The organism is Pseudomonas viridiflava (assembly GCF_900602065.1).
In the GTDB taxonomy this organism is placed as follows: Bacteria; Pseudomonadota; Gammaproteobacteria; order Pseudomonadales; family Pseudomonadaceae; genus Aquipseudomonas.
In genome coordinates, this window is sequence record NZ_UWFN01000285.1 from 182,440 (window position 1) to 198,410 (window position 15,971).

The 15,971-nt window shown below is 58.0% G+C and carries 13 protein-coding genes; 1 reads left to right on the forward strand and 12 read right to left on the reverse strand.

Annotated elements, in window-relative coordinates; genetic code table 11:
* Window positions 1-202 precede the first annotated feature (202 nt).
* From astD to acs, 11 genes are all read right to left on the reverse strand, one after another.
* On the reverse strand, window positions 203-1,672 hold the full coding sequence (gene astD, locus EE949_RS19185) for a succinylglutamate-semialdehyde dehydrogenase (protein ID WP_205505170.1): 1,470 nt from the start codon (window positions 1,670-1,672) through the stop codon (window positions 203-205).
* Entirely contained in the window at window positions 1,669-2,694 is a 1,026-nt protein-coding gene (gene astA / locus EE949_RS19190; protein ID WP_122665728.1) for an arginine N-succinyltransferase, read from the reverse strand. Before astA ends, astD begins: the two co-directional genes overlap by 4 nt.
* Before the next feature lie 75 nt (window positions 2,695-2,769).
* Window positions 2,770-3,801, reverse strand: a complete 1,032-nt coding sequence (gene aruF, locus EE949_RS19195; RefSeq protein WP_122665729.1) for an arginine/ornithine succinyltransferase subunit alpha — start codon at window positions 3,799-3,801, stop codon at window positions 2,770-2,772.
* Between the two features lie 146 nt (window positions 3,802-3,947).
* Complete coding sequence (locus EE949_RS19200) at window positions 3,948-5,168, reverse strand: aspartate aminotransferase family protein (protein WP_122665730.1); 1,221 nt, start codon at window positions 5,166-5,168, stop codon at window positions 3,948-3,950.
* A gap of 509 nt (window positions 5,169-5,677) precedes the next feature.
* Complete coding sequence (gene argR / locus EE949_RS19210) at window positions 5,678-6,658, reverse strand: transcriptional regulator ArgR (protein WP_122665731.1); 981 nt, start codon at window positions 6,656-6,658, stop codon at window positions 5,678-5,680.
* A gap of 163 nt (window positions 6,659-6,821) precedes the next feature.
* Complete coding sequence (locus EE949_RS19215) at window positions 6,822-7,586, reverse strand: ABC transporter ATP-binding protein (RefSeq protein ID WP_122665732.1); 765 nt, start codon at window positions 7,584-7,586, stop codon at window positions 6,822-6,824.
* Window positions 7,587-7,608: 22 nt separating this feature from the next.
* Window positions 7,609-8,721, reverse strand: coding sequence for a succinylglutamate desuccinylase/aspartoacylase family protein (locus EE949_RS19220; protein WP_122665733.1), 1,113 nt, complete (start codon window positions 8,719-8,721; stop codon window positions 7,609-7,611).
* Between the two features lies 1 nt (window position 8,722).
* Window positions 8,723-9,421, reverse strand: a complete 699-nt coding sequence (locus tag EE949_RS19225) for an ABC transporter permease (protein ID WP_122665734.1) — start codon at window positions 9,419-9,421, stop codon at window positions 8,723-8,725.
* The gene (locus tag EE949_RS19230) at window positions 9,418-10,107 is read right to left on the reverse strand and encodes an ABC transporter permease (RefSeq protein WP_122665735.1); all 690 of its coding nucleotides are present in this window, start codon (window positions 10,105-10,107) and stop codon (window positions 9,418-9,420) included. Before EE949_RS19230 ends, EE949_RS19225 begins: the two co-directional genes overlap by 4 nt.
* An 85-nt stretch (window positions 10,108-10,192) precedes the next feature.
* Window positions 10,193-10,969 (reverse strand): ABC transporter substrate-binding protein, encoded by a 777-nt coding sequence (locus tag EE949_RS19235; protein WP_122665736.1) that lies wholly within the window; start codon window positions 10,967-10,969, stop codon window positions 10,193-10,195.
* 641 nt (window positions 10,970-11,610) lie between these two features.
* A complete protein-coding gene (gene acs, locus EE949_RS19240) occupies window positions 11,611-13,566 on the reverse strand; it encodes an acetate--CoA ligase (RefSeq protein WP_122665737.1) in 1,956 nt (651 codons plus the stop codon).
* A 373-nt stretch (window positions 13,567-13,939) separates the two neighbouring features.
* On the opposite strand from acs, the gene EE949_RS19250 reads away from it, so the two are divergent.
* On the forward strand, window positions 13,940-14,206 hold the full coding sequence (locus EE949_RS19250) for a DUF2790 domain-containing protein (RefSeq protein WP_122665739.1): 267 nt from the start codon (window positions 13,940-13,942) through the stop codon (window positions 14,204-14,206).
* Between the two features lie 105 nt (window positions 14,207-14,311).
* On the opposite strand, the gene EE949_RS19255 is transcribed toward EE949_RS19250, so the two are convergent.
* Entirely contained in the window at window positions 14,312-15,889 is a 1,578-nt protein-coding gene (locus EE949_RS19255) for a sigma-54-dependent transcriptional regulator (protein ID WP_122665740.1), read from the reverse strand.
* Window positions 15,890-15,971: the final 82 nt, after the last annotated feature.

A 15,971-nucleotide genomic window follows, 5' to 3' on the forward strand; every position in this document is an offset into this window, starting at 1 on the left:
CGGCTCCGTGGATCTTTTCTTATAAGCGTTAGGTTCAATCATCGCTTCGCAGCCTTGGGCAGCTCTATCAAACAACATATAACTTACTGAACTGACATGGATTTTCTGTAGGAGCTGCCGAAGGCTGCGAAGCATTCATCCTGACACTCCGCCATCGCAGCCTTCGGCAGCTCCTACAGGTTTAATGTTTACCGCACGACAGTCAGGACAATCGCACACCCGGCGTCAGGGTCGCAGGCAAGGTCAGGCTGCTGCTCTCCAGCGAGGCCACCGGATACGCGCAATAATCCGCCGCGTAATACGCACTCGCCCGGTGATTACCGGAAGCCCCTACCCCGCCAAACGGGGCGCTGCTCGCCGCGCCAGTCAGCTGTTTGTTCCAGTTGACGATCCCTGCCCGACTCTCCAGCCAGAACTGTTTGTAACGCGCTTCGGAATCCGACAGCAGACCGGCAGCCAAGCCGTACTGAGTGTCATTGGCCAAGGCAATGGCGTTGTCAAAATCCGTATAACGCAGCACCTGCAACAGCGGCCCGAACAGCTCTTCGTCGAGGGGATCACTGACCTCGGAAACGTCAATGATGCCTGGGGTGAGCAGCGCTGCCGAAACCTGTGGCTGAGTCATTTCCAATAACACAGAAGCGCCATTGGCAAGCAATTGCTCCTGCGCCGCCAGCAAGGCACTGGCCGCATGCAGCGAAATTACAGAACCCATGAACGGCGCAGGCTGCTGATCGAACGCCCCCACTTCAATGTTGCGGGTGACATCCACCAGGCGCTCAAGAAAAGCGTCGCCCCACAGACCTTGCGGCACCAGCAAACGTCGCGCACATGTACAACGCTGCCCGGCAGAAATAAACGCAGACTGAATAACCGTATAAACCGCGGCTTCTACATCGGCGACCTGATCGACCAGCAGTGGGTTATTGCCACCCATTTCCAACGCAAGAATCTTGTCCGGACGACCGGCAAACTGCTGATGCAGAGCATTGCCGGTGCGGCTTGATCCGGTGAAAAACAGCCCGTCGATTCCAGGGTTCGCTGCCAGAGCGATGCCGGTGTCACGACCGCCCTGCAGCAGGTTCAACACACCCGCAGGCAATCCGGCCTCGATCCAGCACTTGACCGTCAGCTCGGCGACTTTCGGGGTCAGCTCGCTGGGTTTGAACACCACGCTATTACCCGCCAGCAAAGCCGGGACGATATGGCCATTAGGCAGATGACCAGGAAAGTTGTACGGTCCGAACACCGCGACCACACCATGGGGCTTGTGGCGCAGCACCGCGTTCGCGTCGCCCAGCGGGCCGCTCTTCTCGCCAGTACGCTCCCGGTAGCTCTGCACGGAGATCGCGATCTTGTTGACCATGCTGGTCACTTCAGTCGCCGATTCCCAGAGTGGCTTGCCGGTTTCTTCGCCAATGCACTGCGCCAAAGCGTCTGCCTGGTTTTTCAGGCTGGCGGCGAAAGCTTCCAGTACCGCGATGCGATCTTCCAGAGTACGGCTGGCCCACGCGGGAAATGCCCGACGCGCCGCCTGCACGGCAACGTCTACCTGACCGGCCGTTGCACCTTGCCCGGACCACAAAACCTGTTGAGTGACCGGATTGAGCGATTCGAACGCTTCGCCCTGCCCGGACTGCCAATTGCCTGCGATATACAAGGTGCTCATCAGACAGCCTCCCGCGCTGGGGACAGCGGAACCGCCCGAACATTATCGCCAGCGCTCAGACGCAGGCGTTTGGCAGTCGCCGGAGCAACCACCAACGTCCCCGCCGCGAAACGCGCCGCGCCCACGGTGATTCGGCAGTCTTCGCGCTTACGGTTATGAATCAGAAATTGCGTGGCGTCGTCACCCGGAGTACCGATGGCCAGTACCAAGGTTGCACTGTCGCGCACCGCACGGATCTTCGCGGTCTCGCACTCAATAGCCGGACCAGCGTCGAAGATATCCACGTAACCCTGATAACTGAAGCCTTCGGCCTTGAGCATGGTCAGCGCTGGCTCAGTGTCGGCGTGCACCCGACCGATCACGTTACGGGCGTCTTCAGAGAGGAAGCAGCTGTACAGCGGGAACTTGGGCATCAGTTCAGCAATGAACGCCTTGTTGCCCACACCGGTCAGGTAATCCGCCTGACTGAACTCCATCTTGAAGAAGTGCCGCCCCAGACTTTCCCAGAACGGCGAACGACCGTTCTCATCGGACATACCGCGCATCTCGGCAATGATCTTGTTGCCGAACAACTGCGGGAACTCAGCGATGAACAGCATTCGCGCCTTGGCCAGCAGTCGCCCGTTCAAACCGTTACGGGAATCGCTGCGCAGGAACAGCGAGCACAGCTCGGAATTACCCGTCAGGTCATTGGCGAGGAACAACGTCGGGATTTCCCGATAGATGTTCAACTCTTGAGAAGCGCTGACCGTCAAACCCACCCGGTAGTTGTACCAGGGCTCGCGCAGGCCAACCGCACCGGCGATCGCGGAAATACCCACCACGCGACCGTCATCGTCTTCGAGCACAAAAAGGTAATCCGCATCACCGCGCCCGGCCTCGCCACGAAAGGTCTTTTCTGCCCAGCCGACCCGGTGCGCCAGACGCTCTTCATTGGCGGGCAAGGTCGTCAGGCCAGCGCCTGTGCTGCGCGCCAACTCGATCAGCGCTGGCAGGTCACTGCTGCTTACGGGACGAACGATCATGCTATCTCCTCAATGCCGTTCCCCTCGGGAAACGGCGAAACTCGCTAAACCAGCAATCCACATTCAAAGGGCGTATCAGACCGCCACGACCCGCACGCTGGCATCTTCACCAACACCCAGCGCTTCGGCTGCCACCAGGCTCAGGGCGACCGGCTTGCCTGGCGCCCAGTCCAGCTCCAGCAATATCGCCCGATAATCCTGCAACAAGCCATTGGTAACCAGATACAAACGCCCGCCGGAGCCGGTGTCAGTTGATCGTTGAGCATCGATTTTTACCGGCACCAGACGGCTCTGAGCGATGGAGCGAATCCCGGAAACCCGAGCATGCAAGGTCGGACCACCGTCGAAAATGTCGATGTAGTGATCAGTCTCGAAACCCTCGCGCATCAGGATGTCGAAGGTGATTTGCGCCCTTGGATGCACCTGGCCCATGGCTTCCTGCGCAGCGTCCGGCAATAGCGGCACATAGATCGGGTAATGCGGCATCAGCTCGGCGAGGAATGTCCGGCTTTTCAGCCCGCACAGGCGCTCGGCGGCGGCATAGTTCAGATCGAAGAAGTTGCGCCCGATGGCGTCCCAGAACGGCGAGTCGCCATTTTCATCGCTGTAACCGACGATCTCGGTCACCACAGAATCGGCGAAGCGCTCCGGATGACTGGCGACAAACAGCAGGCGACCACGAGAGTTGAGTTCCGACCAGGCGCTGCCCACCAGCTCTGGCACCACATAGAAGCTGGTCAGCAAGCTGTTACCGGTCAAATCGTGGCACTGGGACAGCACGTGAATCTTGTTGTGGATCTTCAGCTCGCGGGAAGCGTGAACGAAAGTCTCGTTACGGAAGCTATAAAAGGGTTCGGAATAGCCCGCCGAGGCGACAATCCCCGAGCAACCCACCAGACGTCCGCTCTCGCTGTCTTCCAGTACGAAGAAGTAGGTCTCTTCACCGTTAAAGCTCACTTCCGCAGCAAACGAGGCTTCCGAAGCAGCGATTTTGTCGCCCAGACGGCCAGCATCGTCAGGCAGGGACGTGACACCGATCGGGCTGTCGGCAGCGAGGCGTTGAACCTCGGCCAGGTCAGCCATTTGCGCGGGGCGCATCACGAGCATGGTGCCACTCCTTACCAGAACACAGACCGGGCAAACCCGGCACAGAAAAAAAGCGCCACCTGGAACACAGCCACATGGCACAGAAAAGTGTCCGACGTTTGCCGCGCTGGCAAACATCGGAGGTATTGCGTTGAATCAGCCCGCTATCAAGCCTGAGTCAGCTTGGCGACAGCACGCTCGAAACGATCGAGACCTTCATCGATGTCTGCGTCTTCGATCACCAGACTTGGGGCAAAACGCACCACGTCAGGACCGGCCTGCAAAATCATCACGCCTTCATGCTCGGCGGCATTGAAGAAATCTTTGGCCTTGCCCTTCCAGGCATCAGTCAGCACACAGCCGATCAACAGGCCCATGCCACGGATCTGCGAGAACACGCCATATTGCTGGCCGATCTGCTCCAGGCGCGCCTTGAACTTCGCGTGTTTGGCTGTCACGCCGTCGCGGACTTCCTGGGTGTGGACCACGTCCATTACTGCGTTACCCACCGCGCATGCCAAGGCGTTGCCGCCGTAGGTTGTACCGTGAACGCCGACTGCAAAGTGCTTGGCCAGCTTTTCGGTGGTCAGCATGGCCGCCATCGGGAAACCGCCGCCAATGCTCTTGGCGCTGGACAGGATGTCTGGCGTGACGCCGTAATTCATGTAGGCAAACAGACGACCGCTACGGCCCATGCCGCTTTGCACTTCGTCAAAAATCAGCAGTGCTTTATGCTCGTCACACAGTGCGCGTGCGCCTTGCAGGTATTCGAGTTCGGCAGGCAATACGCCGCCTTCACCCTGAATGGGCTCCAGCACGACCGCGCAGGTCTTGTCGGAGATTGCTGCCTTGAGGGCTTCCAGATCGTTGAACGGCACGTGAGTGATGCCGGTAATCTTCGGACCGAAGCCGTCGGAATACTTGGACTGACCGCCCACGGTCACGGTAAACAGCGTACGGCCGTGGAAGCTGTTCAGTGCAGCAATGATTTCGTACTTGTCCGGACCATATAGATCGTGGGAAACCCGACGCGCCAGCTTGAAAGCGGCTTCGTTGGCTTCGGCGCCCGAGTTACAGAAGAACACGCGCTCGGCAAACGTGGCGTCTACCAGCTTCTTCGCCAGACGCAGCGCTGGCTCGTTGGTGAAAACGTTGGAAACGTGCCAGAGATTGTTGGCCTGCTCGGTCAAGGCACCCACCAGCGCCGGATGGCAGTGGCCCAGTACGTTGACGGCAATCCCGCCGGAGAGATCAACCAGCTCACGACCCGCCTGATCCCACACTCGGGAACCCGCACCGCGCACAGGAATAAACCCGGCTGGAGCGTAATTGGGGACCATTACCTGGTCGAAATCGGCGCGTTGCACCGCAGCTTGCTCAACGGACATCGGAGTCTCCTGAGAGGAACGCCTGCCTGAAACTGGCGAGCGATGGAAAGATTGTAAGGACTGGTTTCACTCCGGCCTTGCCGCCAAGCGACAACTTGTTACAGCGCAAACCCGGGATTTCTGCTGACTTTCGGCAATGCGACATTAACCATCGCAAAGGCGCAGTTTAAACGTTGCGGGCGCAGAGTTGCAGATACAGATGAGTAATCATTTGGAACGGGGTCCCGTTGGAGCGAGGCTTGCCCGCGATAACGACACCGCGATCTAAAGTGAACCGCATTCAACCTTGCCGCGGGCAAGCAATCACAGACAGACCACCAAACCCTGTGGGAGCGAATTCATTCGCGAAGAGGCCAGTACATCCGACGCATCTTTATGAGTCTTGATTGCCTTCGCGAATAAATTCGCTCCCACAGGTCCGAGATCAGCCCAGGGTTCATCCAGGCTTTCAGAGGCCTTGCAGGCAGACATAGAATCTCCCAGAGGGGAAGATCGCAAAACCTGCAGGCTCAACCCCGCTCTGCGGGCACCGACGACAATTCAAACGGGCTGCTGCTGCGGCGCTGATTACGGTCTTCACGCGGGGTCGCGCCGAAGAAGTTACGGTAGGCGCTGGAAAAATGCGGGCCGGACGAGAAGCCGCAGGACAGGCCGATCTGGATGATGGATTTGCTGGTCTGCATCAGCATCTGCCGTGCCTTGTTGAGGCGCAGCTCAAGGTAATACTGGCTCGGCACGCGATTGAGGTACTGCTTGAAGATCCGCTCCAGTTGCCGACGCGAGACACACACGTGCTGAGCAATTTCATCCGTGGTCAGGGGCTCTTCGATGTTGGCTTCCATCAGCAGCACAGCCTGAGTCAACTTCGGATGGCTGGAACCCAAGCGATTCTGCAACGGAATACGCTGACGCTCGCCGCCTTCGCGGATACGCTCAACCACCAGCTCTTCGGACACCGCACCCGCCAGCTCAGCGCCGTGATCCCGGGCCAGGACTGCCAGCAACAGATCCAGCACCGACATACCACCGCAAGCGGTCAGGCGATCACGGTCCCAGTCGAACAGATGACTGGTGGCGATGACCTTCGGGAATCGCTCGGTGAAATCATCCTGCCAGCGCCAGTGCACCGCAGCACGATAGCCATCGAGCAGCCCGAGTTGCGCCAGCGGATAAACCCCGGCTGAAAGCCCGCCGATCACACAGCCGGAACGCACCAGTTGCTTGAGCGCAGACGTCAATGCAGGGTTTATCGACGCAGGTGGCTCGTCCGCCAACAGGAATAGCTTCTGACAACCTTCCAGACGCCCGGACCATGGCTCGCCGGGCAATTGCCATGCACCCTCGGCGGGCACTTCGGCCTGGAGAAACGACAACTCGTAAAGCACCTCCGGGTGAACGCGCTGAGCAACACGCAGGGCTTCCTCGGCCAGCGCCAGAGTCAGGGCTTTGGTGCTGGGCCAGATAAGAAAACCAATTCGTTGAGCGGTCATGGCGTGCAATCCGAAACGTGTCGCTGTTGTTAAAACTGTGTACACAGCTTATGGGGCGGGCATCGCAACGCCCAGGCTGAATCTACCGCTATCCGTTCATGCTGCTTGCGGCGCAGCATGAACTGTTACTTCCTGAAAGACATCGACAAAACGAAGCATTTTGTTACTTGAGACTACCCGACAGAAATTGCTGCAAGCGCTCAGACTGCGGATTGACCAGCACTTCACGAGGATTACCGCGCTCTTCGACCACGCCTTTGTGGAGAAAGATCAACTGATTGGAAACCTCACGGGCAAAGCCCATTTCATGCGTCACCACGACCATGGTCCGGCCTTCCTGAGCCAGGGCCTGCATGACCTTGAGCACATCGCCGACCAGCTCGGGGTCCAGCGCAGAGGTTGGCTCGTCGAACAGCATCACCTCAGGCTCCATCGCCAAAGCCCGGGCAATCGCCACCCGCTGCTGCTCGCCACCGGACATGTGCCCAGGATAAGCATCCTTGCGATGCGCGACGCCGACCTTGGCCAGATAATGCTCGGCCTTTTCCAGCGCTTCCTTTTTCGACACGCCCAATACGTGCACAGGCGCTTCAATAATGTTTTCCAGCGCTGTCATGTGCGACCAGAGATTGAAATGCTGGAACACCATCGACAGTCGCGAACGCATCCGTTGCAGCTGCTTTGGGTCCTCGGCTCTCATGCTGCCGTCTTTGTTGGCAACCAGTTTGAGCTCTTCGTTGTTGAGCAGAATCTTGCCTGCGTGAGGCTGCTCCAACAGATTGATGCAACGCAGAAAGGTACTTTTCCCCGAGCCACTGGAGCCAATGATGCTGATCACATCACCTGCCTTGGCGGTCAGGGAAACACCCTTGAGCACTTCATGGCTGCCATAGCGTTTATGCAGGTCCTGGACTTCCAGTTTGTTCATGCTTTCAGTTCTCACAAATGGGTCAGTCATTGAGCAGTCGACCCTGACGCCGGGCAGTCCGTCCGGCTACTTTGGCCAGCCAGAAACCCGGCTGGGCGTAACGCAACCGCTCGATGGCAAACAACACCCCGGCAGTATTCGAGCAGACCGTGCTGACCCGGTCAGAGAGCGGATCAATGACTTCAAACAGAGGGTCGCCGACTTCAACCCAGGCACCCGCTTCACGCAGGAAACTCACCACACCCGGATGCGGGGCAAACAGCAATTCAGTACCTTCAAATGGCATGCCTTCACAGGCTTCATGAGCAGCCTGCGGCCATTCACCGCTAATGAAACCCTGCTCGGCAAGGAACGCCAGAATGCCTTCAGCATGCGCTTCGGCCTGAGGTTTACCGGTATCCGCCTGACCACCCAGCTCAATGGTTGTTGCCAGACATGCCAGCGGGATCTGCGCATCCGGGAAAATTCGCGACAGACGCAACCACGGCAACGAACAGGCCTCATCGAACGAGCTGCCGCCGGAGTCTTCCGCCAGCAAGGCCACTTGCACATTCAGATGCGCCGTCAACGAGCGCCATTGCGGCCAGTGTTGCGGCAAGGCGTACATGTGCAATGCAGCGTCGGCGTCGCAATGCAGATCGAGTACCACATCGGCCACGCACGCGTGACTCAGGAGAATCCGCTGCATGCCGCGCAATTCGCTTTCTGCTGCTGGCAGGTTCGCCAGCACCGTGGCCATCGCCTGGCGAATCAGCTGCACATTGCTGTGCGGATCATCGCCGAGCTGACCTTCAAGCAGCTCGGCCACTGGCTCGCTCAGCTCGGAGAAATCACGGTTGAAGTTCTTGCCGCTGCCAAACTCGAAGCGCCCTTGATGAGCGCCTTGCAGCAATTGCCCCAACCCAATGGGGTTGGCGACCGGGACCAGTTCGATAACACCCTTGAGCGCGCCCTGCTCTTCGAGTTCGGCCAGACGCTTTTTTAGCTCCCAGGCCGTGCGCATGCCGGGTAATTCATCGGCGTGCAAGCTGGCCTGGATATAGGCTTTTCGCTCGCCACTGCCGAAACGAAACACACTCAAGTGGCGCTCGGTGCCGAGAGTGCTCCACGGCAATACATGATCGGTTCTTTGCATGTCAGGCCTTCCGGGGTGCGAGGTAGCCCAGCCAGCGGCGCTCAGCCAGCTTGAACAGTCGCACCAGAATGAATGTCAGGCACAGGTAGAACACGCCTGCGGTGATAAACGCCTCGAAGGGCAAGAAGCTTTCGGAGTTGACCGCCCGCGCAGCACCGGTGATGTCGACCAGCGTGACGCTGGACGCAAGACTGGTGGTCTGCAGCATCATGATCACTTCGTTGCTGTATTGCGGCAGCGCCCGACGCAAGGCCGAAGGCAGCAGGATGCGGCGGTACATTTTGCTTTTCGACATGCCCATGGCACGTGCCGCTTCAATTTCGCCCGCAGGCGTAGCTTTCAGGCTGCCGGCAATGATTTCCGCCGTGTAGGCACTGGTATTGATCGCGAACGCCAGGCACGCACAGAAGGTCGCACTGGACAGCCAAGGCCACATAAAGCTTTCGCGGACGACCGCGAATTGTGCGAGCCCGTAGTAGATAAGATACAGCTGCACCAGCATGGGCGTGCCACGGATCACATAGGTGTAGAGCCAGGCGGGCAGATTTACCCAGGGCTTTTTCGACACCCGCATCAGGCCCAGTGGCAATGCCGCCAGCAGACCAAAACCCAGGGCGATGGCAAGCAGCTCCAGCGTGGTCACCAACCCGGCGAAGTACAGCGGCAGGCTGTCCCAGATGACGTTGTAGTCGAAAATCACAGGTCAGCCGCCCTTACTCCCACGGAGTAACGTTTTTCGACAAGACGCAGGGCCAGCAGCGAAACGCTGGTAATCAGCAGGTAAATCGCGGCCACTGCCAGGAAGAAGGTAAAAGGCTCGCTGGTCGCGTCACCCGCCTGCTTGGCGAGAAACATCATGTCCTGCAGACCCACCAGCGAAATCAGCGCGGTCGCCTTGGTCAGTACCAGCCAGTTGTTGGTGAAGCCGGGGATCGCCAGGCGAACCATCTGCGGCACCAGAATTCTGAAAAACACTTTGGAGTGACTCATCCCGTAAGCAAGGCCCGCTTCGGCCTGCCCTTTTGGAATGGCCATGAATGCACCGCGAAAGGTTTCCGACAGATAAGCGCCGAAAATGAACCCCAACGTGCCAATACCCGCAACCAGCGGGCTAAGGTCAATGTAATCATCGTGACCGAGCATCGGAGCAAGGGTGTTGAGCGCGCCCTGGCCGCCGTAGAAAATCAGCAGGATCAGGACCAGATCGGGAATCCCGCGGATGACGGTGGAATACAGGTCACCCAGCCAGGCCAGCCAGCGCACCGGCGACAAACGCAACGACACGCCAATCAGACCCAGGACGATTGCCAGCGCCATCGACGACAGGGCCAGTTGCAGCGTCAGCCCTGCGCCCTCGAGGATGACAGCCCCGTAGCCTTTCAACATGTTCTGCAGCCCTCATGGGTGTAAAAAATGGCGCTAGCCAAAACACCGAAAATGGCTTCTGGCTGCGCCATCCGTGACGACAGGTTTACTTGCCGTAAACGTCGAAGTCGAAGTACTTGTCCTGAATCTTCTTGTACTCGCCGTTGGCGCGGATCGCTGCGATGGCAGCGTTGATGCGCTCAACGTTGGCCTTGTCGCCCTTGCGAACAGCAATACCAATGCCGTCACCGAAGTAAGCCGGGTCGGTGAACGCAGGGCCGGCAAAAGCATAGCCCTTGCCCGAATCGGTTTTCAGGAAACCATCCTGCAGCAGAGTCGCGTCCGCTACCGTGCCGTCCAGACGACCGGCCTTGATGTCCAGGTAGATTTCGTTCTGCGAGCTGTAGGACTTGATCTCGGCGCCCTTGGGCTCAAATACCTTTTTGGCGAAAGTGTCGTGGATCGTTCCACGTTGCACGCCGATCTTTTTGCCTTTGAGTTCATCAAGGCTGTCGCTGACCGTGGTGCCTTCCTTCATGACCAGACGAGCCTGAGTGCTGTAGTAGCGATCAGTGAAGTCCACGGACTTCTTGCGGTCGTCGGTGATGGACATCGAGGACAGGATCGCGTCGATCTTGCGCACTTTCAGCGCCGGGATCAGACCGTCGAACTCTTGCTCGACCCATGTGCACTTGACCTTCATCTCAGCGCACAGCGCGTTGCCGATATCGTAGTCGAAACCGACGATGCTGCCGTCCGGCGCTTTGGAGGCAAACGGAGGGTACGCTGCTTCAATACCGATTTTCAGAGGCTTTTCGTCTGCGAACACTGGCTGCGCCAGAACGGTCAGCGCCATTGCGCCAAGCAGCATGAGCTTTTTCATTGTCAGGACTCCGTCGGTAAAACACGACAAATGGCAACGTGAGCAAGAGCCCAGGATGCGAAGAGGACTATTGGAGATAGACGCCAGGCGACTGGGACCGGTATCCGGACCTGCAAGCCTGCGGCGAGTGAGCGGCATTTTAACGGGACGCTCGAAGTCGATATTTCTTCAATGCGACAACTAGTTACAAATGCACTGAAAATCACGGCATGCGCATTGACAACCAAAAACGGTTATGCAAAGGCGAAAAGAGGGATAACCCGTGATTGCAGCAAAATGCGCGCCCATTATTGGCAAAGCCTTGTAATACGGCAAGGGTGGCGTTGCCGTATGTGTATCTGGCAGCCCGCTTGGGTAGCCGATTCCTACAGAAATGGGATGCTTTTCCCCATAAGCGGGAATGGCGTTACCTGAGCTTTGGGAGGGGTAACAGGTCGATATATATCCTTATTGGTCCGATTGTAGTTACAGACCTATGCCTTTTACTGCCCCAATCGCGGGCAAGCACCGCTCCCACACGTAAAACGCGATCTTATGTGGGAGCGGTGCTTGCCCGCGATTGGGTCGCTGCAGTCTCCGATATGAAAAAACAAAAACCCCACCCGGCTCACACCGAATGGGGCTCTTTCAAGCGCTGACTATCAGGCCACGCTCATGGTCTTGTGCGTGTCGATCAAATGCTGCACCACGCTTGGATCTGCCAGCGTCGAGATATCACCCAGCGAGTCATATTCGCCCGTGGCGATCTTGCGCAGGATGCGCCGCATGATTTTCCCGGAGCGGGTTTTTGGCAGGCCTGGCGCCCACTGAATCACATCAGGCGAAGCAATCGGACCGATCTCCTTGCGGACCCAGTTGCGCAATTCGATACGCAGCGCCTCATCCGGCACTTCGCCGCCGTTCAGCGTCACGTAGACATAGATGCCCTGCCCCTTCAAATCGTGAGGCACACCCACCACCGCAGCTTCGGCAACCTTCGGATGCGCAACCATGGCGCTTTCGATTTCCGCAGTGCCCATACGGTGCCCGGACACGTTCAGCACGTCATCCACACGGCCGGTGATCCAGTAATAGCCATCTTCATCACGGCGCGCGCCGTCACCGGTGAAATACATGCCGCGGAACGTCTTGAAGTAGGTGTCGACGAACCGGTCATGATCGCCGTACAGCGAGCGCGACTGACCCGGCCACGAGTCAAGAATCACCAGATTACCTTCGGCTGCACCTTCAATCAGGTTGCCAAGGTTATCCACCAACGCCGGAATCACGCCGAAGAACGGACGCGTTGCCGAACCAGGCTTGAGGGCCGTGGCGCCCGGCAGCGGGCTGATCAGGATGCCGCCGGTCTCGGTTTGCCACCAGGTATCGACAATCGGGCAGTTCTTCTTGCCGACAGTGTTGTAGTACCAGTTCCACGCTTCAGGGTTGATCGGCTCACCCACAGAACCCAACAGACGCAGGCTCGAACCGTCGGCGCCTTCAACAGACTTGGTGCCTTCAGCCATCATCGCGCGGATGGCAGTCGGCGCCGTGTAGAGGATGTTGACCTTGTGCTTGTCGACGATCTTCGACAGGCGAGTGATGTCTGGATAATTAGGCACACCTTCGAACAACAGCGTGGTCGCGCCATTGGCCAGCGGCCCGTAGACAATGTAGCTGTGCCCGGTAACCCAACCCACGTCAGCGGTGCACCAGTAAATTTCGCCCGGCTTGTAATCGAATACGCGCTCGTGAGTCAGCGCGGCGTACAGCAGATAACCGCCAGTGGTGTGCAGCACGCCTTTGGGTTTGCCGGTGGAACCCGAGGTGTAAAGGATAAACAGCGATTCTTCGGCACCCATTTCTTTCGGTGCGCAGGTCTCGGAAGCCACTTCCAGCAAGGAGTGGTACCAGATGTCACGGTGGCGGTTCCATTCGATGTCGCCGCCGGTGCGCTTGCAGACAATCACTTTCTGCACGCTGGCGGTTTCCGGGTTGGTCAGCGCCCGGTCAACGTTGGCTTTCATGGCGGTTTTCTTGCCGCCACGCAGGCCTTCGTCCGCAGTGATGACCACTTTGGATTTGCAGTCGATGATCCGACCCGCCAGTGCCTCAGGCGAGAAGCCGCCGAATACCACCGAGTGGATCGCACCGATACGGGCACACGCCAGCATGGCAACCACAGCCTCGGGGATCATCGGCATATAAATAGTCACAACGTCGCCGCGATGCACGTCCTGACCGCGCAGGGCGTTGGCGAACTTGCATACTTCAGCGTGCAACTCACGATAGGTAATGTTGCGGCTTTCAGAAGGATCGTCACCTTCCCAGATAATGGCAATCGTGTCGCCACGCTCCTCCAGATGACGATCGAGGCAGTTATAGGCAACGTTCAGGGTGCCGTCGGCAAACCATTTGATGTCGACACGGTGGTCATCGAAAGAGGTCTGTTTGACCGAGGTAAAAGGTTTGATCCAGTCAAGACGCTGAGCTTGCTCACGCCAGAAACCGTCGGGGTTGACCACCGACTGCTGGTACATGGCCTTGTAAGTCGCCTCATCGGTCAGCGTGCTCGCTGCGACTTCTGGGCGGACGGGGTACAGGGAAGCTGCACTCATCTTGGTTACCTCGGTGGATAGTTGTTGTTTTATGCCCCTGTTGTATCCGCCTGTCGGCGTCGGGACCATTCGACGATGGTCTTACCGAGCGCTTCCGAGCCTGCAATCATCGCGTTGGCGACCCTGACCCCGAACACTTGCAGGGCCCTGGCCCGGCCCTCGCAGGGATTGTTATCCATTCGCTCAACAGTCTTTATCAAAAGTGTTCCTATATGAAGTTCGGTGACAAGCATAGAATCAACTTCGCCACACACGGCACATGATTAATACCTGACAGTCCCCCACGACTTATTAATCACCCCCTGATAAACGCTTCACACATTGCCCGACAAAGGCGATGTGCCCCCTTTCGAACTCAAGAAGGTAAAAGGAAATGAAAGTCTCACTGTTGGTTCTGGCGCTCTGTGGTTTTAGTACATTTGCAATGGCTGAAGAATCCGGAGCAAAAGTTGCTGCCCAACAAGCCCGCGTCGAGCAATACACGTATGGCAGCCACCCTGACATTGCCAAAGTCATCTCGATCACCACCATCCCGGATGTCTGCAAAGTCGTGCCGATGCGCATGACCTATGAAGACTCCAAAGGCCAGCAGCACGTGATGGGCTATCAAGTGATGGGTAACGGCTGCAGCAATAGTTGAGTGATATCCCGTCAGGCAACTATGGGTAGGAGGCAACTTGTTGGCGAGACGGTGTGTCAGGTAAATATTTGCTGACATGCCAACATCTCGCGAACAAGTTCGCTCCTACCGATAATTATCATCCCGCTTGCTGGAGCTACTTAACCCATAATCCCGTAACTTGTTAGCCACCGTTGTATGGGAAACACCCAACCGTTTCCCGAGTTGTCGACTGCTGGGATATTCCGCATATAAACGCTGCAATAACGCCTTTTCAAAACGACCGACTATCTCTTCCAGCCCACCCTCCATCGAGAACGCCGCCAACGGATCGCGCACGCCGTAATCCGGCAAGCGGATGTGTTCGGCTTTTACCGTCCCGCCCTCGCACAACGAAACCGCCTGGAACAGTACGTTCTCCAACTGTCGAACGTTGCCTGGCCACTGGTAATGGCTCAAACGCTCCATGGCGGCAGGCGCCAGCTTTGGCAGCGGGCAACCTATCTGGCGACTGGCCTGATCCAGAAAATGCTCCACCAGCGGTCCGAGTCCATCCAGGCATTCGCGTAATGGCGGGATGTGCAGGGTCAAGACGTTGAGGCGATGGTAAAGATCCTGGCGAAACTCACCCTTTGCGCAGAGCTCAGACAGATCCGTCTGGGTGGAACACATGATCCGCACATCCAGAAAAACATCCTCGTCACTGCCGACGCGCCGGAAGCAACCGTCCTGTAGAAAACGCAGCAGCCTGGCCTGCATGCGCAGACTGAGCTCCCCCACACTGTCGAGAAACAACGTGCCGCCAGCCGTCAGCTCCAACAAACCCAGCTTGCCCTCAGCCCGCGCCCCGTCGAACGCGCCAGGGCCATAACCGAACAGTTCGGTCTCAGCCATGGCATCAGACAGACCTGAACAGTTCATGGCCATTAACGGAGACTGACCACGAGGGCTGGCGAGATGGCAGGCACGGGCCAGCAGCTCCTTGCCGGTGCCTGTCTCACCTTCAATCAACAGTGGTGCATCCAGCGGCGCCATACGCCGGGCCTCACGCACGACCGCCGCCATGACCCTGGAGCTCTGGAAGATACTGTCGAAACCGCGCAGCTCCTCCTTGCGCACCTGATAGATCTGCTCGCCAACCCGGTCTGCGCGGTGCAGGGTCAATACGGCCCCCGCCATCGCTTCGCTGTCGTCATGAAGCGACTGCAAGGGTGCAATGTCAGCGAGAAATACATCGCCACGAATCGTTACCCGCAAGCCGTTGATCCGCGATTTGTTGCGGCGGATGAGTGCCGGTATGTCCAAGTCTTCGGCGTAACGCGACAACGCAATCCCCGGCACTTCATCCACCCGCACACCCAACAACTGCGCCGCTGCCCGGTTGGCTGCCACAATCGAGCCGCCCATGTCGATGGACAACACCGGAAACTCCAGCGCGCCGAGCAAGGCATCCAGCTCCATATGCCGCCGCTCACTGGGCATCAGCCCCACGCGCTTGACGCCGAAGACACCGGCAAGGGCTTCGAAGCGAGGGCGCAGTGATTGAAATTGCAGGTTGATCAGGTTCGGGCAATGCAAATAGATGGCGTCGCCGTGCTCACCCCCTACCTCGCCCCGGGCGACGTTGACGCCATAAGAGGCCAGCAGGTCAAGAATATCGCGGGTCATACCAATGCGGTTCTGACAGTGGACTTTGATGCGCATGACGGATGAATCCTGTGGCTGTTGTTATTTTTGTGATGAGCCGAAGTTTATCGTCAAGAATTCGTTACAGCGCTAACCCTGG